At 30.5% G+C, this 19,531-nt stretch carries 21 protein-coding genes; 6 read left to right on the forward strand and 15 right to left on the reverse strand.

Annotated elements, in window-relative coordinates; translation table 11 throughout:
* Nucleotides 1-203: 203 nt before the first annotated feature.
* The 8 genes from CLVI_RS03365 to CLVI_RS03400 all read right to left on the reverse strand — a co-directional run bounded on the left by CLVI_RS03365 (nucleotide 204) and on the right by CLVI_RS03400 (nucleotide 7,596).
* On the reverse strand, nucleotides 204-1,238 hold the full coding sequence (locus CLVI_RS03365) for a DUF362 domain-containing protein (protein ID WP_106058708.1): 1,035 nt from the start codon (nucleotides 1,236-1,238) through the stop codon (nucleotides 204-206).
* A 208-nt stretch (nucleotides 1,239-1,446) separates the two neighbouring features.
* The gene (locus tag CLVI_RS03370) at nucleotides 1,447-1,812 is read right to left on the reverse strand and encodes a ribosomal L7/L12 family protein (protein WP_106058709.1); all 366 of its coding nucleotides are present in this window, start codon (nucleotides 1,810-1,812) and stop codon (nucleotides 1,447-1,449) included.
* Nucleotides 1,813-2,067: 255 nt separating this feature from the next.
* The gene (locus tag CLVI_RS03375; RefSeq protein WP_106058710.1) at nucleotides 2,068-2,157 is read right to left on the reverse strand and encodes a hypothetical protein; all 90 of its coding nucleotides are present in this window, start codon (nucleotides 2,155-2,157) and stop codon (nucleotides 2,068-2,070) included.
* A gap of 42 nt (nucleotides 2,158-2,199) precedes the next feature.
* Entirely contained in the window at nucleotides 2,200-2,889 is a 690-nt protein-coding gene (locus tag CLVI_RS03380) for a YczE/YyaS/YitT family protein (protein WP_106058711.1), read from the reverse strand.
* Nucleotides 2,890-3,127: 238 nt separating this feature from the next.
* Nucleotides 3,128-4,543, reverse strand: a complete 1,416-nt coding sequence (locus CLVI_RS03385) for a 6-phospho-beta-glucosidase (RefSeq protein ID WP_106058712.1) — start codon at nucleotides 4,541-4,543, stop codon at nucleotides 3,128-3,130.
* A 12-nt stretch (nucleotides 4,544-4,555) separates the two neighbouring features.
* On the reverse strand, nucleotides 4,556-6,445 hold the full coding sequence (locus tag CLVI_RS03390) for a beta-glucoside-specific PTS transporter subunit IIABC (protein ID WP_106058713.1): 1,890 nt from the start codon (nucleotides 6,443-6,445) through the stop codon (nucleotides 4,556-4,558).
* 31 nt (nucleotides 6,446-6,476) lie between these two features.
* Complete coding sequence (locus CLVI_RS03395; RefSeq protein WP_106058714.1) at nucleotides 6,477-7,028, reverse strand: DJ-1 family glyoxalase III; 552 nt, start codon at nucleotides 7,026-7,028, stop codon at nucleotides 6,477-6,479.
* Between the two features lie 10 nt (nucleotides 7,029-7,038).
* Nucleotides 7,039-7,596, reverse strand: coding sequence for a DJ-1 family glyoxalase III (locus tag CLVI_RS03400; RefSeq protein ID WP_106058715.1), 558 nt, complete (start codon nucleotides 7,594-7,596; stop codon nucleotides 7,039-7,041).
* A 238-nt stretch (nucleotides 7,597-7,834) separates the two neighbouring features.
* Here CLVI_RS03400 and CLVI_RS03405 point away from each other — a divergent pair, with 238 nt between their 5' ends.
* Nucleotides 7,835-8,794, forward strand: coding sequence for a LysR family transcriptional regulator (locus CLVI_RS03405; protein ID WP_106058716.1), 960 nt, complete (start codon nucleotides 7,835-7,837; stop codon nucleotides 8,792-8,794).
* Nucleotides 8,795-8,834: 40 nt separating this feature from the next.
* Here CLVI_RS03405 and CLVI_RS03410 read toward each other — a convergent pair whose 3' ends face one another.
* From CLVI_RS03410 to CLVI_RS03415, 3 genes are all read right to left on the reverse strand, one after another.
* Nucleotides 8,835-10,067 (reverse strand): MmgE/PrpD family protein, encoded by a 1,233-nt coding sequence (locus CLVI_RS03410; RefSeq protein WP_106058717.1) that lies wholly within the window; start codon nucleotides 10,065-10,067, stop codon nucleotides 8,835-8,837.
* Nucleotides 10,027-10,173, reverse strand: coding sequence for an MmgE/PrpD family protein (locus CLVI_RS17250; protein ID WP_146127300.1), 147 nt, complete (start codon nucleotides 10,171-10,173; stop codon nucleotides 10,027-10,029). The genes CLVI_RS03410 and CLVI_RS17250 overlap by 41 nt, the downstream gene beginning before the upstream one ends.
* A gap of 302 nt (nucleotides 10,174-10,475) precedes the next feature.
* Nucleotides 10,476-10,802, reverse strand: coding sequence for a winged helix-turn-helix transcriptional regulator (locus CLVI_RS03415; protein ID WP_106058718.1), 327 nt, complete (start codon nucleotides 10,800-10,802; stop codon nucleotides 10,476-10,478).
* A gap of 111 nt (nucleotides 10,803-10,913) precedes the next feature.
* Between CLVI_RS03415 and CLVI_RS03420 the strand changes: the two genes are divergently transcribed.
* Nucleotides 10,914-11,468, forward strand: a complete 555-nt coding sequence (locus CLVI_RS03420) for a DJ-1 family glyoxalase III (protein WP_106058719.1) — start codon at nucleotides 10,914-10,916, stop codon at nucleotides 11,466-11,468.
* A gap of 15 nt (nucleotides 11,469-11,483) precedes the next feature.
* The gene (locus CLVI_RS03425) at nucleotides 11,484-12,035 is read left to right on the forward strand and encodes a DJ-1 family glyoxalase III (protein WP_106058720.1); all 552 of its coding nucleotides are present in this window, start codon (nucleotides 11,484-11,486) and stop codon (nucleotides 12,033-12,035) included.
* 74 nt (nucleotides 12,036-12,109) lie between these two features.
* On the opposite strand, the gene CLVI_RS03430 is transcribed toward CLVI_RS03425, so the two are convergent.
* Both CLVI_RS03430 and CLVI_RS03435 read right to left on the reverse strand, forming a co-directional pair.
* On the reverse strand, nucleotides 12,110-13,078 hold the full coding sequence (locus tag CLVI_RS03430) for a tocopherol cyclase family protein (RefSeq protein WP_106058721.1): 969 nt from the start codon (nucleotides 13,076-13,078) through the stop codon (nucleotides 12,110-12,112).
* Entirely contained in the window at nucleotides 13,062-14,057 is a 996-nt protein-coding gene (locus tag CLVI_RS03435) for an aromatic acid exporter family protein (RefSeq protein ID WP_106058722.1), read from the reverse strand. The genes CLVI_RS03430 and CLVI_RS03435 overlap by 17 nt, the downstream gene beginning before the upstream one ends.
* 149 nt (nucleotides 14,058-14,206) lie before the next feature.
* On the opposite strand from CLVI_RS03435, the gene CLVI_RS03440 reads away from it, so the two are divergent.
* The gene (locus CLVI_RS03440) at nucleotides 14,207-15,004 is read left to right on the forward strand and encodes a DeoR/GlpR family DNA-binding transcription regulator (RefSeq protein ID WP_341458733.1); all 798 of its coding nucleotides are present in this window, start codon (nucleotides 14,207-14,209) and stop codon (nucleotides 15,002-15,004) included.
* A 100-nt stretch (nucleotides 15,005-15,104) separates the two neighbouring features.
* Here the strand turns inward: CLVI_RS03440 and CLVI_RS03445 are convergent, their stop codons facing one another.
* The gene (locus CLVI_RS03445) at nucleotides 15,105-17,381 is read right to left on the reverse strand and encodes a S8 family serine peptidase (RefSeq protein WP_170065576.1); all 2,277 of its coding nucleotides are present in this window, start codon (nucleotides 17,379-17,381) and stop codon (nucleotides 15,105-15,107) included.
* Between the two features lie 277 nt (nucleotides 17,382-17,658).
* Entirely contained in the window at nucleotides 17,659-17,811 is a 153-nt protein-coding gene (locus CLVI_RS03450; protein ID WP_106058724.1) for a zinc-ribbon domain-containing protein, read from the reverse strand.
* A gap of 246 nt (nucleotides 17,812-18,057) precedes the next feature.
* Between CLVI_RS03450 and CLVI_RS03455 the strand changes: the two genes are divergently transcribed.
* Together CLVI_RS03455 and CLVI_RS03465 are read left to right on the forward strand one after the other, a co-directional pair.
* Nucleotides 18,058-18,366 carry a winged helix-turn-helix transcriptional regulator gene (locus CLVI_RS03455; protein ID WP_106058725.1) on the forward strand — a complete coding sequence of 103 codons (309 nt, stop codon included), beginning with the start codon at nucleotides 18,058-18,060 and terminating at the stop codon, nucleotides 18,364-18,366.
* A 516-nt stretch (nucleotides 18,367-18,882) separates the two neighbouring features.
* Nucleotides 18,883-19,482 (forward strand): nitroreductase family protein, encoded by a 600-nt coding sequence (locus CLVI_RS03465; RefSeq protein WP_106058726.1) that lies wholly within the window; start codon nucleotides 18,883-18,885, stop codon nucleotides 19,480-19,482.
* The last annotated feature ends 49 nt before the right edge of the window (nucleotides 19,483-19,531 follow it).

The raw sequence follows: 19,531 nt of genomic DNA on the forward strand, positions 1-19,531 counted from the left end.
TTATTGTATTTGAATATTGATAGGAGCGTCGAAGTTATTAGACGAAATTCATTTGCATATAAATACACTTTTCAATTATTATTCCATTAACTCCATTACTGACTTTCACCGATTAGTGCACGTCCATACTAGGTGCACTAACAAAACCGTATTGGATTTCTCCAATACGGTTTTAAATTAAAGTCTAAATTTAAAAAACTTCTCTATTTAATTTCAACTAGTTTATATTTCTTACTACCCAAGCCTATCTTTTCTGCATAATCAAGGGTATATCTTCCTCTTTTAAATACAGTTTTATTATTATTTTTATCCACCATATCAAGACAAGCCATATCAATTGCCACAGGGTCAGTTGAAGCGAAAACTCCAATATCATCTACTATTGGTTTCATGCTATGACCCTCACAATCGCAGTTTTTAGTTATATTAAAAGCAAAAGTTATATAAATATTACTTTTATCCTTTGCCGCTGCATAAGCATATTCTGTAAATCTTTCGTTAAAAGATTTCGAAAGTGATGCAATCCAACTATTAGAGATAGCCTTATTTGGACATATTGCCATACATGAGGCACATCCAATACATTTGTCTTTATCAATTTTCGCTATTCTATCCACAGTTATAGCATTTACTGGACATTTTTTTGCACATGCATAGCAGCCTTTACATTTAAAAGAGCTAATTTTCGGAATAGAATTTGCATGTTGTGCAAGCTTTCCCCCTCTAGATGCGCAGCCCATTCCAAGTTGTTTTATAGCTCCACCAAAGCCAGCAAGAGCATGTCCTTTAAAATGACTTATAATAATAAGCTGTTTTTTATTAGCAATTTCTTTTCCTATTTTACACTTATTAAAATTCTTTTTATCGATCTCAACCTCTTCATAATCTTCACCAGGTTCTCCATCAGCAATTATTATAGGAAGCTCTGTAAAACCATGTTCCTTAGCAAGCTTTACATGTTTTTCTTTAGTAGTTCTTTCTCCTCTATATAGAACATTTGTCTCTATAAATGCACTTTCTATGTTTTTTTCTTTCAAGTATTTTATTATTCCAACAAAATTATTTGATTTTATAAAAGTCTTATTTCCCTTTTCTCCAAAATGAACTTTAAGAGGTATAACATTTTCAAGGATTACATTTTCCTCTTTCACAAGCTTCTCTAAAAGCTCCCTGGCCGCATTACTTATCTCCTCTGTTTTTGAATATGAATCAATAGCCTTAAAATATACTTTATTCACAGTGTAACCCTCCAATAACAAATCAATTTATACTTATTCTGTCCAATAGTATTCCAAATCATTGTTATTATCAATATATTAACAAGTTCTTTTAACTATAAAGTTTTCTATATATTGCTCGATATTTTGATTTCCTTATTCCAATCTTATAAATGTTTACCAATGTTAAAGGAGCTTTGGCAAATTTTATTACCAAAGCTCCATGTTTTTACTTATTTGAATTTTCTTCAATGATTAAATCAACATATTCTTCGGCTTCTTTTATACTAAGCCCAGTGACAATTCTATATTGATAAATTGCTTCCTTTTTTTTGCCTTCTGCAATTAGATCTCTTAATTCAATATCCATATTTTTTAAGACTGTATCAGGTACTTCAATTTGATTAGATTTTTTATCCTTCTTATAATGAATTATGCTCACGACAATAAAGACTCCTCCTATAAATGTAATTGTTGCTCCTGGAAAATATTTTTTATCAGTTAAATTCATTATACCTAAAAATAAGTAACCAGCTGCTGCTATTAAATATAATACCCATGTTTTTAATTTCATAATTGCCTTTCCTAATTTCATAATTGACGTTCCTCCCATTAAACTCTACAACTTCATAATATTCTAAAACTTTCTACTAAATTACAGTTTGATTATATACTATATCATAACATAAATTTCGTGGATGAAATTAATTTAAACTTAAAAAAAGCTATGAAATGTAGGTTTAACATCCTAATTTCATAGCTTTTATTTATTAATATTATCTTACACTAAGTGTATTATTAATTCTTAAAGTTGAATTCGATCCTTAGGTGCAAAGTTCTTTTCAATATTTCAAGTGGTAGCTATCTCACTTATAGCTTTCAATTGTTCCAATGTTACACATCCACCTGGAATCTTTGATCTTACCATATATGTATCCATCAATTTCTCTTTATAAAAACCCACAAAATGTGAGTTCTAATATTAATTAATAAAATCCTTATCTATTTTTAATTTTAATCCATTAATTGATTTCATGAAAATATTTGTAAGTGGTCCAAATACTAAAGTATAAATAACGGTTCCCTCACGAACAGTTGTATTTGGTATTTTAAAAATAATTATGATAGAAAAAGAAATAATCAAAAAGCATATATCAACATATCGTCTTATAGTCCCAAATTGTCTATGTAATTTCAATGCAATCACATTGCAAAATCCTTCAAATGGCATGAAAATCAAATTTGCTACCATCATTAAACTTACACCATAAGCCATAAGGACGATACCAATAACTAAAACAAGGAATTTTAGTCCATAATTATTTAATTCTAAATTAGATATAAACAATGTCTCATATAAAAATAAATTCACAATGTAAGCGAATAAAGTTGTCACTATCAATTGCAATATTTGGATAGGTTTAAAATCATGTTTTAATATAATAATTTGCCCAATAAAACAGATATAATTAATAACTGCTAAAATAGTACCAGTTTTCATATTAGCAATAATCCCAATATTATTACTAATTCCAGATATCGTGCTTTGCCCTAAATCTGATTTTATAAGTAACGTCATCCCAAATGCTGAAATTACTATTCCTAAAATCAACATTAAACTTCTATAAATATATTGTTGATTTGATTTTAAATAATTATTTATTTTTTTCATTTTATAGTATCTCCTTTGATTATCCGTAATTTTTCTAAAATTATAGTTGAACCACAAATATCAGAAACTTACTCATTCTACGGTTATCCTATCATAATGCAATCTATATATAAATAGATAAATTTATAATCTGTACCAATACAAATTTAACATTTAGCACATTTTATTTATATATGAAGAGATCATAAACTACATAAAAAAAGATTTCCAAGAGAATATACTCTTGGAAATACCTTTTTTATAACTCTTCCCCATTAGATTCTATACATTTTTTATACCAATAAAACGAATTTTTTCTTGTTCTATTTAATGTTCCTTTTCCATCGTTATCTTTATCAACATGAATAAACCCATATCGTTTCTTCATTTCTCCAGTTCCAGCACTTACTAAATCGATGCATCCCCAAGTTGTATATCCAAGTAACTCAACTCCATCTTCTAGAACTGCTTTCTTCATTTGCTCGACATGTTTTTTAAAGTAATCAATTCTATATTCATCATTTATTGACCCGTCTTCTTCAAATTTATCAACAGCTCCAAACCCATTTTCAACAATGAATAAAGGTATATTATATCTATCATATAACCAATTCAAAGTAATACGTAACCCTACAGGATCAATCTGCCATCCCCACTCACTAGCTGGAAGTAGAGGATTTTTATATCCTTTAATTTCGTTACCTTCACTCGCATCTTCAGTTGTTGGATTTGCAATTTCTATAGAACTAGAATAATAGCTAAAGCCTATAAAATCAACAGTTCCTTCTCTTAATATTTTTTTATCTTCTTCACTTATTTTAATATCTAAATTATTCTTCTCCATGAATTTCAATTGAAAACTCGGATATTCTCCTCTCACTTGAACATCTGTAAAGAAATATGCTTCATGTAATTTTTTAATATGTGCCATTACATCATCTGGATTACAGGTTGCAGCATAGGTCGTAGTATGCAATAGCATCGTTCCTATTATAAAGTCAGGATTTATTGATTTCCCTAATATTACTGCCTTTGCACATGCAACAAGCATATAGTGAGCTGCTTGATACTTAGTTAATAATTCATTTTCACCTTCTGAAAATTTAATTCCTCCAGGTTTCCAAGGTTTACGAATAATCATATTAATTTCATTGAAAGGCATCCAATATTTAATTTTGTTCTTGTATCTTTTATATACAACCTCACAGAAATTCAAGAAAAAATCAATTAACATAGGGTTTCTCCAACCACCATACTTTACAACTAAATTATAGGGCATTTCAAAATGTGAAATTGTTACAACAGGTTCTATTCCATATTCCAAGCATTCATCAAATACTGAATCATAAAATAATAAGCCTTCTTCATTTGGTTCACTTTCATCTCCATTCGGAAAAATTCTTGTCCATGCAATGCTAGTTCTAAAGCATTTAAATCCCATCTCATGAAACAATGCTATATCTTTCTTATATCTTGAATAAAAATCTATTGCTTTGTGATTTGGATAATTCATTCCTTCTATTATCCCATCAGTTATAACCCTTTCTACTCCATGAGTACCTGCAGTCATAACATCACTAACACTTATTCCTTTTCCACCTTTATTCCATCCACCTTCAAATTGATTTGCAGCTACTGCTCCTCCCCATAAAAAATCATCTGGTAACTTATTCATGAGTCCCTCCTTCTAGGCTTCAATAGTTATTAATGCCTGTTTATTTGTTACTGTCTTAATTTCTAGTGGCTCTACACTCTTGAATTCAGCTGTATTAGAAATAATAACTGGCACTATTACATCATATCCAGCTGCTTTAATTTCTTCTTGATCAAACTCAATAAGCAGATCTCCCTGTTTTATTCTCTGATCCTGTTTTACATGTGCAGTAAAATATTTACCATCTAGTTTCACCGTATCTAGTCCAATATGAATTAACATTTCAACTCCATCAGTTGATATTAAACCTATAGCATGACGGGTTGGAAATAATGACATTACAATTCCATCAAAAGGAGCATAAACTTTTCCATCTTTCGATTCAATTGCTGCACCGTTACCTAACACTTTTTCTGAAAACATAGGATCATCTACTTCAGATAAATCCTTTACAATTCCATTCATAGGTGAATTAATAGTAATCATTTTAGGAAAATCGTTAACTTTGTTAGTTTCACCTTTTTTTTCTTCAGCTTCCGTACTGTTGTTTTTCAATAGATTTTCCGGTATATCTTCTTCACCTATACCAAAGATTAATACACCTATAAATGATAACGTTATACTGATAGCAACACCAATTATAATATGAATATAACTGCTAGCAATGTATGTTGGAAGTGCTAATAATCCCGGTAAAATCAAAGCAGTTCCTCCGCCGCCCCAGAAGTTTATGTAAGCAGCTCCAATACCGCCTGCAATCATAGCACAGATAAATGGTCTTTTATACTTCAAGTTAAATCCGAATATAGCCGGTTCTGTGATTCCAAATAATGCTGTCACTCCACTAGTTAATGCAGCAGACTTGTTAGCTTTATTTTTCAACAAGAATAATACTGCAATACATGCTCCTGCTTGAGCTAGATTTCCAGTTAAATTTGCTGGCGATATTACAGAATAACCATACTCCGCAATGAGCTGACTGTTGATTGGCGTAATTGAATAATGCATACCAAAGATAATTAATACTGGTCTAAATGTTCCAAATAAAAATGAACCGATTACACCATTGGTAGTATATAGATAGCTTACAAATTTTGCTATAGTAGTACCAATATATGTTCCAAAAGGTCCAATAACAATTAATTCAAGTGGAACCATAATAAATAACACAAGCATAGGTACAAACAATATCTTAAACATATCTGGAATCAATTTATCAATATATCGATAAACATAGCTCATGATCCAAACTGATATGATAATTGGAATTATTGTGCTTTTATAATTTACAAGGAGAGCAGGCAGTCCAAAAAAGCTTAAGCTTGTAATCCCTGTTTTTGCTACATTAGCCGCTCCCTCCATAATTGTAGGATACATATATGCCCCTGCTAAGGCAATAGCCATAAATTCATTTGTTTTGAATTTCTTTGCTGCACTCACTGCAAGGAAGAAAGGAAAGAAATAAAATATTAAACTACTAATTAAATTAAATATCTGGTAAGTACCACTAGTTGTGGCAATAAGTTTCGTAGTTGTCAAAATTGCCAATAGCGATTTCATCATACCACAGCCTATTAATACAGGAATAACTGGTCCAAATATACCCGAAATGGTTTCTACTATTCTTGACAAAGGATTTTTCTTAGTTTTTACACCTTTAACTTCTATATCACCCTGATCTAAATCAACCATTTCACTAACAGCATCAAATACTCCTTTTACTTTTGCACCTATAATAATTTGCAACTGACCACTTTTAAACTGTGCTTTTAAAACTCCTTCTAGTCGATCAAGTGTTTTCAAGTTAACAGACTCTTCATCCTTAACATTAAACCTCAATCTTGTAGCACAATGGGTTAAATATGTTATGTTGCTTTTTCCGATTATCTCTAATATTTGTTTTGCCAAATCTTTATTTTTCATAATCTTTCCCCCTTCTACTTATTCAATTTAATTATTTTCCACCAGCAAAATTGTATAACATTTTCTCACGTAAAGTTGATGTATCTTTACCAAAAACTTCAGCAATCTTATATGCAAATGGATATGGTGTAGCAGGGCCTTGACTTGTAACTATATTCTGATCTGTTACAACAACTTCATCTATAAAGATTCCCCCAATAAGTTTTTCTGCATATCCTTTGTATCCTGTTACCCTTTTACCGTCAATTACCTTTGCATCGGATAATACTACAGTACCAGAGCACATAGCACCTATATATTTATTATTATCATTAAAATATTGTACTATTTTTATAACTTCTGGATTTTCTTTTAAGTTCTGTCCTCCTGGACGTCCTCCTGGCAAAACAACCATGTCATATTCTTTTACTTCTTCACCAAAGGCTTTATCACCTTCAACATACATGTCATGCATTCCTTTTACCAACTTATCTCCAAAGTAGAATGTGTCGCAAGTAAGTCCTGCTCTTCTTAAAATATCTACTATAGTTAATGTTTCACCTTCTTCAAAACCTTCTGCCATTAATACTGCTATTTTACTCATGATTTTCCTCCTATTCTGCATTAAATGCGTTAAAATAAACCATACGATTTTTAACTTCTAAGCTATCTTCCCCAAGTACGTCTACCAATTTATAGGCAAAAGCGTAAGCAGTTGCTGGTCCACGACTAGTAACTAAATTACCATCTACCACAACGCTGTCCTCTTTAAATGTCCCTGTTGTTTCTATCTTTTTATCATAGCCTACATATGCAGTGAAATTTTTGCCTTCTAATACGCCAGCTTTTTCTAAAACAATTGGTGCAGCGCACATTGCACATACAAACTTGCCAGCCTGATTCATTTGCTTCAAAATCTTAATTACTCTATCATCATCTCTTAAATTTGTAGCTCCTGGCAATCCACCCGGAAGTACAATCATATCGTATTCTTTTACATCATCACTAATGATTGCATCTGCTTTGACAACGATATCATGGCAACCAATAACTTTCTCTCCTGCTGTACTAATAGTATGACACTCAATATTTGCTCTTCTTATAATATCAACAATAGTTAATGCCTCACCCTCTTCAAATCCTTCTGCTAACATAACTGCAACTCTACTCATTTTTACTCTCCTCCTACTTATTTTAATCTTTGTTAACTGTTTTTCCTTTAGTATGATAATAGTCTAGCATGATTATTTGCAACCTAAAAGCACATAAAAAATTCATGTATGTAAGACTTAATTGCAGTTTAACTAGTAAAATTTACTGTCTACATAAGTCTTTTTTTTGCATAACTCTTCCTTTACACAATATATTTCCTATGCTAAACTGACATCATCATTATATTAGGGGGGATTTATGTTAAATAATTATATGTATTTTCTAGTTCTATCAGAGGAATTGAATATATCTAATGCAGCGAAACGTCTCTTCATTTCTCATCAATGCTTGAGTAAATATATTAAAGTCTTAGAAGAAAAATATGGTGTTTCTTTTTTTGAAAGGAAACCAAAATTTTCATTGACTCCGGCTGGCAAAATCATGTTAGAGACTCTACGTCAAATAGAGCTTGCGGAACAAAATTTAGAAAATCAGCTTACAGATATAAAAGAATCAAAATCAGGTACCATAAATTTTGGTATTACAGAAGGTCGTTATTCAATGTTAGTTCCTAAGCTATTAAAAGAATTTCAGGATCTTTATCCAAAGGTTAAATTAAATATTCAATGTGCAACCTCACTAAAGATGCAGGAAATGGTTCTAGATAATTCCCTTGATTTATTCTTGTCTGGCACAAGTAATATCATTGCACATAATTTAAAATATGAGATAGTCATCAATGAGCAAATGTATGTTGTAATCTCTGACAATCTATTAAAGCAATATTTTCCACATAACTACCCAGAATGTAAAGAAACTTTTGCAAAAGGTGTAGACTTGCGTTTATTTCAAGAAGTACCCTTCGTTCTTAATAAGAAAAACTTCAATTCGCGCATTCTCTTGGATAGACATTTATCCGAACTAGGTATTTCTTTAAATTGCATTAACGAATTTACTCAACCTGATATACATTACCTCTTATGTGCCGAGGATTATGCTGCAAGTTTTTGCTTTACAATGTATCTGTCAGGAATCAATAAATTGAATCAGTTTAATAATACTAATTCTCATCTTAATGTGTTCCCAATTACAAACTTTACAGCAGAAAATCCACTTGCTCTTATTTATAATAAAAACAAAAAATTCCCTTCTTACACTCATGATTTGAAAAAGATAATCAAAAAACATTGCAATCCATATTCTCCCACAACTAAATAAAAAAGCATCGGAGCGAATAAATCATTCGCTCCAATGCTTTTTATAATCGGAATAACATATTAATATCATTAGTTTTCTCAAGATTCTTCAGAAGATCAAATCTTTCATCCTTTGTTTTTTCACAAGGAGTTCCTGCAACTAAATTATCGAATTTTAATTTCAGCATATCCCATCCAAATGGTGTTTCCGCATCTCCCAAAGGAACTGGAGCCCATATTTTATAAACATGTCCATCATAAGTCTCCAAGATGACTTTAGCTGCACAAAAATGTGTAGGATTATTTTCTAGGTATTCTTCAACATTTTCATCTTTAGTAACTGTAATTTTTTGAACCAATTCTTGAATTTCAACATCACTAAAACTCTTAAACACCAATTCTTCTGAATCCATACGACCATATTTTAATGCTACTGCCGAAGTAAATTGAGTGCTTGCCTGAGCTCCAACTGAGGTCTTAGGATTAGGATTTGACAGACGGTGAACAAAGGAAGATGTTCTAACATCTATTGATTTAATTACAGCTGGTATTAAAGAATACCTTTCTCTTAAATCAAGTATGGCATCGAGCACTGCATGTAGCCCTCTTTGACAAGCATGACGTTTAAAATATATTTTAGTAACCTTAAAATCTTTGCCAAGATTGTTAAGCACCTTACTCATATCGCAACGACCACTTGTACCTTTAAAAGCTTGAAAAAATCCATTTTTTCCTTCAAGTGCTGCATCAGGCCCTGTAAATCCACAGGAAGCAAGTCTTACTGACCTTATACCATTCAATGCTGCCCAACCGCTGCACATAATCTTTCCAGAGGTTCCGTCATTTTGATATTCAATTAATCCTCCCGTAAACAGGGATGCAATTCCCATAGCATCCTTTGTTTTTTCAGCATCAGCACCAATAATATTAGATACTAACGCTGCAGCTGCAACAGCACCACAAACACCAGTAGCATCAAACCCTTTTTCACGATACATAAAAGGGTTAATTGCCTCGCCCAAACGAGCATATACATCATAAGCTGCTACAATAGCTGTGATCATCTCTTTTCCATTTTTCTTGTATAACTGAGCCATAGTAAGCAGCAATGGTACCAATCCTGAACCAGGATGCCCCATCGCATGACTGTAACCATCATCTAAATCTGCACACCGCGCCATCATTGTATGTACAAAAACAGCAGTATCAGAACCAGTTAAGACTTCTTTCTCTCCTATTAAAGGTACTAAATCTTCATTTTTCACTACAGTAGCGGCCAAAGACCATATTCCCATACGAATCCAATATTGCCTGTTTTCCTACCTCAATTGCTCTCTCTGATAAATCTTCATACCTAAGATTTGCTACATAATCTGCTAATCCATAAATTAAATAATCCATAATCTTTTATCCTTTTCATCACATTATTCTTTAATACACATTACTTTCTCTATAAAATTTCACCCAAACAGGTTGTGTTCATAAAATAATAGAAAGTATTGATTACAGATATCATAACAGAGTAGTTTGCAATTTCTAAGCACATTTTATTTACATTTATGTAACTTTTATTTACAAGTAGACTTAAAAAGTTCACCCGCCTTTAAAAATAAAAGCAAACTTTCTTAACATATTTCACTTAAGTTATAGGAGCAAAAATAGAGGCTACGTAACTGAGCACTTATCCTCTATATAGATTACCTTTATATATCATCTCTATTTTTCTTTGCCCAAGTACATAAATCCTTAATAACAGGAATAAAATCTATTCCTTTTTCTGTTAAAGTATATTCAACTTTCGGAGGAACTTGTGGATATTCCTTTCTGTTTATAATTTTATCTGCCTCTAGTTCCTTAAGTTGATGACTCAGTACTTTATGTGTAATATTAGGTAATAATTGTTTTAATTCACCATAACGTAATACTTCTTTTTTTCCAAGCCAATAAACTATCCTAATCTTCCATTTGCCCACAAAAATATTTAATGTATATTCAAATGATGGATTTTCTATACATTTATTTTTTTCCATATATACTTACCTCCAAGTTAGTATCTTTCTTACAAGTGCGTTCTTGTTTTACTTTATTAATTATTATAATATAACACTAAAGTAATTAATACAAAATACAAGGAGGACAAAATGAAGAAAGTCGCAATTTTATTAGCTAATGGTTATGAAGAAAGTGAAACATTAACAATTGTAGATATCCTTCGCCGTGCTGAAATAATTTGTGATATGTTTAGTACTGGTGATTTAATGATTACAGGTTCTCATAATATTACTGTTTTGGCAGATAAATTAATAAATGATGAAATTCAGCATTATGATATGATCGTTTTCCCAGGTGGATTACCCGGAGCTACAAATTTAGCATCAGATGAAAGGGTACTAGACCTAGTTAAATATTTTAATCAAGAACACAAATTAATTGCAGCAATCTGTGCAGGTCCTCTCGTTTTAGCAGCAGCTGATATTATTAAAGAAAGAACTATTACTGCATATCCAGGATATGATCAAAAGGTAGGTGCTTGTAACTTCAAAGAAGATAATGTTGTTGTAGACGATAATATTATTACTAGCAGAGGTCCAGCAACTACATATGCTTTTGCATATAAATTAGTTGATGTTTTAGGTTTTGATAGTGAAGATGTTAAACAACGTATGGTTTATCGTAATGCATTTGACGCAGAATAGAAGGAGGATTTAAGAATGAGTAAAGTAGCAGTATTAATGGCTGAAGGTTTTGAAGAAGGCGAAACTATGACTATTGTTGATATCTTAAGAAGATCCGATATCACTTGCCATACTTTCTATTTTGGTGAAAACCTTGTAAAAGGAATGCATAATATGTCTATTCAAGCTGATAAGGCTTTTAGTGATAAAATAAAAGATTATGATATGATTGTTTTGCCCGGTGGTCGTCCAGGCGGACAAAACTTAAAAGAAAATCCTGCTGTAATTGAAATGGTTCAATATTTTAATGAAAATAATAAATATATCGCAGCAATGTGTTCAGGTACAATTGTATTATCTGATGCTAAAGTAATAGAAGGTAAGCAAGTTACTGGATACAAAGGATATGCAGATAAACTAATCGGTGGTATATTCCAACAAGATGTAGTTGTCGCTGATAAAAATATAATTACAAGTCAAGGACCGGCAACACCTTATCCATTTGCATATAAAATCGCTGAAATTTTAGGAAAAGACACATCAATTTTACGAGAACGTATGCTTTATAATATGGCCGGTGGCAAATAAACCTTATTAACTCCCTCTTTTAAAAAGACCATCTCAATTTTGAGATGGTCCCTTTATATAAAATACTCTGACAGTTAAAATCCTACAATTTCAATCCCAGCCATAGACCCAACGTCTTCATAAATACTATAATCTTGTTTATTATATAAATGGATTTTCACTTCTCCCCATAATTCCTCTTTAATTACTTTTTGCATTTTACCTTTTTGTGGGGCTATTAATTCTCCCGCCTCCTTTAAAATTGCTTCTACCTTTAATATCGCTTCACTATTTTCTAATGATAACATTACATTCTTATCAGTTATTTTATCAATTTTCAGCTTGCTATTATTATAAGTTGCAAATCTATATTCTTTTCCATCTAGGGATAAGTTACATATAAATCCTCTAAAAGCTTTCTTCATAAAGGGTATATCTGCAATAGACGCAAAAATACTAGCAGTTTTATTCTTAAAATTATTGCATTGTATCCACATATATTCTTTAGGGAAAGAGGTCCCCCAATCCTTCTCGATATAGCCATTTCCTTTAGTAAAATCTACATCTTCATTATTAATTTTTAATATCCCACCAAGGCTGTGATTCATGCTAATAACTCCATGATAACATTCCATTTTAGGAATGTACGCGAAAAATCCCATTATATTTGGCATTAAAATAGACTTCTCAATAGGAGTAAAGTCTCCTAATTCTAGAGTTCCTTCTATATTTATTTCATCATCTAATAGTTTTACTGAAACCATAGATTCCGAAAAAATATTCTCTCCTACCTGTACACTGAAAGGACTATCCTTGAATTTAAAAGCTTCCAGTGGATATCTTAAATATCCTGTTTTTGTTATTCTATTGTTGTTTTCATCCATACGGACAAATATGTATTGAACAAAGCTATGCTCATCATTATCAAATAAACTAATTCCAGGTATAAAACTTATAACTCTTCTCTCATCCTGTGAAATTTGTTTATAGTACCATCCTTCAAAATAATGTTTTTTCTTAAGATCTCCTTGAAACAATATAGGATATTTAATTTTTCTTAACATGATATCTCACCCCGACCTCATTAGCAAAAACTTCTTTAAATTCCTTCTTAATAATCAAAAAATCCTCTAAATCATTTAAAAATTGAAATAACAAAGCCCTATTTTCAAATTCTTTCCTACTCTGTGGTAGTTCCATCATTTCATAATCCTTCCTAAGGAAAGACATCTCATTAATCAGCTGAATACAATCATTATCTTCATGAATATTCATTGCAACATTACTTGTGAATTCTGATAATATTCTGGTTTGTTCATAGGTCATATAAAACCTTGAAAAATGTCTTTTCATTCTTTTTATAGCATCTAACTGTGTTGTTCTCATATCAATATAACTTATATAATAATTATCATCTTTAAATAAATGATTGTTATTTATTCTTTGTGTCATAAATTTAGTATCTTTAATTAGTTCTTCAACCTTGAAGAATACTTCTTGTTCATGAATCGGTACAGCTTGGGTAACCAAACTTACTGCCATATCTGATAATATTAATCTATATTGTTCTTCTATTTTCACTTTATTCTTTTCAAAATCTTTCTCTAGTGATGCTGTATATAAATTAAACAGCATTGCAACTCCAATTCCTATTATTGTTAACTTACCTTCATTTATAATCCAAGAAAAATCAATATTTAAACTTATTAAAAGATGGGTTGATAATACTGCCCCAATAACCATTCCTTCTTCTATTTTTAAAATCTTAGTTATCGGTATAAATATAAGCAAAAATACTCCAAATACTATGGGGTTATTTCCAAAGACTATATATAAAGTGAAGGATAAAAGTATAGCTAAAGTGGAGGATATTATTCTTCTACCTCCAACTAATAAAGCTTCTTTCTTTGTATCCTGAATACTTAATATTGCGATTATGCCTGAAGTTACTCCAAATTCTAATCCCATATAATTTGATATAAGAATAGCTATTGTAGCTGATATTGCTATCTTAACTGTTGTTGATTGTAAATATTTCATCATCTCTGTATTCTTCCCCTAACTATCATAATAATATGGTGTTTTTTAAACTGTTTTGTATATATTTTTCTTATTGTCTATTATTTGAGATTATTATATAATATAATTAACGACCTTTCAATAAGAATCACTAGGATTCTTGAGGTGTATTTATGAAAATTTCAAAAAGAGAAGGAGTTGGTTCTGATATGTTTGATGAAGAAAGACTAGAAGAGCTTTTAAAAATACTTAAAATTCAAGGGAACTTAAAGGTTAAAGATCTCAGTTCAAAATTTAATGTTACAGAAGATTGCATAAGAAAAGATTTAAATGTACTTGAGACCCAAGGACATTTAAAAAGAACCTCTGATGGTGCTGTTCAGTTAAGAGAATCCTCTCATAACTATGATTTTACTCTTAGAAAGGATATTGATATTTTAAAGAAAAATATCATCGCTATGAAAGCATTCAATATTATACAAGAACGGGAAACTATTTTTCTGGATATGTCTACTACTAACCTATTACTTTCAAAGCTTCTTGCCAAAAGTAAAAAAAGACTAACTGTAGTAACCAATATGTTAGAAATTCTTAATGTACTTTCTAAAGAAAATAATATAACAGTAATCTCATCTGGGGGAGTTGTAAATAAGTATCTTGGTGGTTTTACTGGAATATCAGCAATAGAATTTATATCAAACTATAAATTTGATAGAACTTTTATAGGCCTCCGTGGTGTTGATGTTTTTGACCGAAGTTTAACTAACTTTGAAATTGAAGATGGAATTACAAAAAAAGCAGTTCTTGATTCTGGAAAAAAGAACTATATAATTATGGAGAATAGAAAGTTTCATTTCGATGGTAATTATAAATTTGCAACTTTAGATGATATAGATTATATAATAACAGATGAGATGCCCGGGGAAGAAATTAGGGTTGTTCTTGAAGAATTCAATATTGAACTAATTTAAAAAAGCCCTCCATATCTTTGGAGGGCTTAATTTATGTACTTGATAAAAATTCATTACTGAATTATCAGGCTCTTTCTTATAGTAATTATCTCTAAATACCTTAACTATTCTTTACAATTTTTATCCTAATAGCTTCTAGCCTTAAACTTTTTGCTGTAGTTCCAGCTAATTCTCCATCATATACCCAATTCTGCCAACCTATATTTTGGACATGTACTTGATAGACTATTTTATATCCCGGCGCATTCTCAAGCACCATTTTTATTCCCTCGACCCTAAGAAATCTGCCTTGTGTTCCAATTAAAGTTCCATCATATACCCAATCTTGCCAACCTATATTTTGGACATGTGCTTGATATTTTATCTTTGCTCCCTCTGGTGCATTTCTTAAATTTATTTTCAATGCTTCCATTCTAAATCCTTGCCCTTGTGTCCCTGATAATTCATTATCTATAACAGTTTGATTCCATCCTATGTTTTGAACATGGGATGAGTATGAAACTCCCATAGGAACATCACTAGATTTGACCACCTTAATTTTAAGTGCCTCTATTCTAAGACCTTTTCCCGTAGTTCCTGATAACTCTCCATTGTATACCCAAGCTTGCCATCCTATATTTTGTACATGTGCTTCATAAGCTATACTATATCCTGGAGCATTTTCAAGAACTATTCTTATCCCCTCTACTCTAAGAGCTTTCCCTTCTGTTCCAGCTAATTTCCCATCATATACCCAATCTTGCCATCCTATGTTTTTTACATGGACTTGATATTTTATCTTTGCTCCAGCTGGTGCATTTTCTAAATTTATTTTTAATGCCTCCATTCTAAGTTCTTGTCCTTCTGTTCCAGCTAACTTTCCATCATTCACATAATTCTGCCAACCTATCTTTTCAACATGGCTTTGATATTTTACACTTAACACATTTGAATTTATTATATGTACAGAAGCTATTGAAATTAAATTCCCTAATTTTGTTTTTGCAGTAATCGTAGCATCTCCCATTGAAATTCCTTTTACAATTCCAGTTTGATCCACCATAGCTATACCAGCATTACTACTGCTCCATATAATATTTTTATCAATAACATCATCAGGAGTTATAATTGCAGTCAATAAGCTTGTCTCATTTATATTTATATTTACATTGTCTTGCTGTATTTTAATTGATTGTGGTGCAAGCACATTACTTATACTCTTATAAGCATCAACTTTTCCATAACCGAAATAATTATCTCGTCCAACAGTACCTAAATCTAATGAATTATTTTGTAAAATACTCTTTATTTCCTGTGGACTTAAATCTGGCCTTACACTTTTTATAATAGCTACCATTGCAGATACAATAGGTGTAGAAAATGATGTTCCACTGTAATAACTATAGCCTCCTGAAAGGTTAGTAGTTAATATATTTTGCCCCGGTGCACTTAATGATACTTTATTATTATAATTCGAAAATCCAGCCTTATTATTATTTTGATCAGTTGCTCCTACAGCGATAACATTATCGTAGGATGCAGGATACTCATAGGAAGAATCTCCATCATTTCCTGCAGATGCTACAACTACTATCCCATTATTAATAGCTTTTTGAATTTCTTCATTCTCAATCTCAGAGTAGTAACTACTACCCATACTCAAATTAATAACGTCTACATCTTTTTCTATAGCGTACTCTACAGCCCTTAACATATCTGAAAGATAACTCCATCCATTACTATCCGAAGTTTTCAAAGGTAAAATTTTTATAGGCATATTAGACTGAAGTCCTACTATTCCCTTTGAATTATTAGAATTAGCATTTATTATTCCAGCTACCCCTGTTCCATGACCATTATCATCATAAACATCTGTACTATTATTGTAAAAATTATATCCTCCATCTAAAATCATCCCTTTAAGATCTTCATGATTATAATTTATACCTGAATCTATCACTGCTATTGTTACATTTTTCTTAGAAATAATATTATAATCCCACAACTTTGGAAAGTTAATATTAGGTATGTACCATTGACTTGTATACTTCGGATCATTTGGCACTGCCTCAATTTTTAATAATTTATCCTCTTCTACTTTTTCAATATTAGGATTTGATTTTAAGTCATCATATACTTTTTTCTTATCTTCAGAACTATTGGTATCTATTATATCTACTTTTTCATTTATTTTTTCTATGGATTTGATACTATTTGATGAATCAGTATTAACCTTTAACTCTTCCTGAGGCTCTTTATATTTAATAATAATTTTATTAGATTCATTATTGCTAATGTTATTTACATCTATCTCTTTCGCATTAGCTAAATTAATATTTAAACTTAATATATAATACAAACCTAAAAATAAAGCACCTATCTTTTTAATATTTTTCATGTTTTTTACACCCACCATATTTTTTTGTTTATTTAGAAACTTAAACTTTTACTATGATTTTTACATTAATATATCATTTGAAATTAAGCAAAGATTATAAGCTTGTCCCAACAAATGAACTCAACTACTACTGGCTTTATAAGCTTTATTTTAACATGCTCTTATATTAAAATAAAGCTTATATAGCTATTGCAAATTATTTATTTATTCCCAATTTATTAAAATTCCACGCAAAAAAAAGCTGCAGTATAAACTACAGCTTTGTAACAATCTAAAATTATCTTCTATTTTGTTCTTTCTTAGCTCTTCTACAAGAAATACATCTTGTTGGTTCGTTCTCGAATCCCTTTTCTTTGTAAAATTCTTGTTCTCCTACTGAGAATATGAATTCAGCACCACAATCTTTACATATTATAGTCTTATCTGTCATAATTATTCCTCCTAAATTTAAAGATTCTAAATTGATAATAATCCCTGAATTAAGAGAAACTAATTATCCAAATGAAACTTCTTTTATTTCGTAACATTTCTGCTACTTATTCATAATAACATATATATATATATATTGCAACATCTTTTTTTATTAATACTGCTATCTTTAAAGTTGGTATACTAAAATAAGCCACTTACTTTTATTAACTATATGTGATAAAATAGTACCAGGTGGTGATTTGACATGGATAAATATCACATGTGCCCAAAGTTTGAATCTGCTTTTGAATTATTGGGAAAAAGATGGACTGGATTAATTATAAGAACATTATTAAGTGGAAAGAAAAGATTTTCTGAGATATCAGAAATAATTCCTAATATGAGTGCTCGTATGCTTACTGAAAGATTTAAGGAGCTTGAGAAGGAAAAAATTATTATTAGGACTGTTTATCCAGAAACTCCTGTCCGTATAGAATATGAACTCACAAAAAAAGGAACTGAACTTCAGGCTGCTATGGATGAAATTCAACAGTGGGCAGAAAAATGGAGCTAATGAAAATGCTTGTAAGGATTCAATAAAGAATTTCCTATTAAAATTAGGAGATTCTTTATTTTTTTATGTAAAAGTATAATCCTTTTAGATTATTATATATATTTTATTTATCTATTGACTAATGAAAATGTATATGTGATAATAAATTTATAGTTAGTTACTAAATATAACTTACTATAATAAATAATGTTAATAATTTTTTTAAAGCTCATACAATAATAATATATATAGCAGAACTTTACTTTCATAGCAGTTAAATGTGTGGATAAAGTTTGAAAGGAGATATGTAAAATGTTAAGAAATATAGAAGGAACCTCTACAATAAATAATATTGAATTAGCTGATAGAGATGGAATGGAAATTATTTAAGAGGATATTATAATTAAAGCAAGAGTAATTTCTCATATTTTAATTATAGAAATGAATAAGCAAGATTAAGATTTTTAAATTGTAATACATTAACTTTTATTTATAGATAACAAAAAAATATTAAAAATAAAATTGGAGGAAAATAATATGAAAAAGGATTTTTATACTGCTGTAGCAGACAGACGATCATTTTACGGAATTAGTAAGGAAGGGGTAATTTCTGATGAGAAGATTAAAGAAGTTATTGAACATGCTGTAAAGCATACCCCATCATCATTTAATGCTCAAAGCGCAAGAGTAGTTTTATTACTGGGAAAACACCACGATAAATTATGGGATATTACAAAAGAATCTTTAAGGAAAATAGTCCCTGCTGATCAATTTAGCGCTACTGAAGAAAAGATAAATTCATTCCAAAGTGGATATGGTACAGCTTTATTCTTCGAAGATAACAGTGTAATTGAATCACTTCAGGAACAATTTGCTCTTTATAAAGATAATTTCCCAGTTTGGTCTCAACAATCAAGTGGAATGCATCAATATGTAATTTGGACTTCATTAGAACTTGAAGGCTTTGGAGTATCATTACAACATTATAATGAGCTAATTGAAGCTGATGTAAAGACAGAATGGGCTATTCCAAACAATTGGAAACTCATTGCACAAATGCCTTTTGGAAAACCAACAGCAGAACCAGGTGAAAAAGAATTTCAACCACTTGAAGCTCGTGTTAAGGTATTTAAATAGACTATATTTAAATAAATAGAATAGTCCTTAATAAAAAAAAAATTAGAAT

Source organism: Clostridium vincentii, from assembly GCF_002995745.1.
Lineage (GTDB): Bacteria > Bacillota > Clostridia > Clostridiales > Clostridiaceae > Clostridium > Clostridium vincentii.

Coding starts and splice junctions, on each gene's coding strand:
- CLVI_RS03370 (WP_106058709.1), bottom strand. CDS start 1,812: ATGAAATTAGGAAAGGCAATTATGAAATTAAAAACATGGGTATTATAT.
- CLVI_RS03375 (WP_106058710.1), bottom strand. CDS start 2,157: ATGGATACATATATGGTAAGATCAAAGATTCCAGGTGGATGTGTAACA.
- CLVI_RS03380 (WP_106058711.1), bottom strand. CDS start 2,889: ATGAAAAAAATAAATAATTATTTAAAATCAAATCAACAATATATTTAT.
- CLVI_RS03385 (WP_106058712.1), bottom strand. CDS start 4,543: ATGAATAAGTTACCAGATGATTTTTTATGGGGAGGAGCAGTAGCTGCA.
- CLVI_RS03390 (WP_106058713.1), bottom strand. CDS start 6,445: ATGAAAAATAAAGATTTGGCAAAACAAATATTAGAGATAATCGGAAAA.
- CLVI_RS03395 (WP_106058714.1), bottom strand. CDS start 7,028: ATGAGTAAAATAGCAGTATTAATGGCAGAAGGTTTTGAAGAAGGTGAA.
- CLVI_RS03400 (WP_106058715.1), bottom strand. CDS start 7,596: ATGAGTAGAGTTGCAGTTATGTTAGCAGAAGGATTTGAAGAGGGTGAG.
- CLVI_RS03405 (WP_106058716.1), top strand. CDS start 7,835: ATGTTAAATAATTATATGTATTTTCTAGTTCTATCAGAGGAATTGAAT.
- CLVI_RS03410 (WP_106058717.1), bottom strand. CDS start 10,067: ATGGGAATATGGTCTTTGGCCGCTACTGTAGTGAAAAATGAAGATTTA.
- CLVI_RS17250 (WP_146127300.1), bottom strand. CDS start 10,173: ATGGATTATTTAATTTATGGATTAGCAGATTATGTAGCAAATCTTAGG.
- CLVI_RS03415 (WP_106058718.1), bottom strand. CDS start 10,802: ATGGAAAAAAATAAATGTATAGAAAATCCATCATTTGAATATACATTA.
- CLVI_RS03420 (WP_106058719.1), top strand. CDS start 10,914: ATGAAGAAAGTCGCAATTTTATTAGCTAATGGTTATGAAGAAAGTGAA.
- CLVI_RS03425 (WP_106058720.1), top strand. CDS start 11,484: ATGAGTAAAGTAGCAGTATTAATGGCTGAAGGTTTTGAAGAAGGCGAA.
- CLVI_RS03430 (WP_106058721.1), bottom strand. CDS start 13,078: ATGTTAAGAAAAATTAAATATCCTATATTGTTTCAAGGAGATCTTAAG.
- CLVI_RS03435 (WP_106058722.1), bottom strand. CDS start 14,057: ATGATGAAATATTTACAATCAACAACAGTTAAGATAGCAATATCAGCT.
- CLVI_RS03440 (WP_341458733.1), top strand. CDS start 14,207: ATGAAAATTTCAAAAAGAGAAGGAGTTGGTTCTGATATGTTTGATGAA.
- CLVI_RS03445 (WP_170065576.1), bottom strand. CDS start 17,381: ATGAAAAATATTAAAAAGATAGGTGCTTTATTTTTAGGTTTGTATTAT.
- CLVI_RS03450 (WP_106058724.1), bottom strand. CDS start 17,811: ATGACAGATAAGACTATAATATGTAAAGATTGTGGTGCTGAATTCATA.
- CLVI_RS03455 (WP_106058725.1), top strand. CDS start 18,058: ATGGATAAATATCACATGTGCCCAAAGTTTGAATCTGCTTTTGAATTA.
- CLVI_RS03465 (WP_106058726.1), top strand. CDS start 18,883: ATGAAAAAGGATTTTTATACTGCTGTAGCAGACAGACGATCATTTTAC.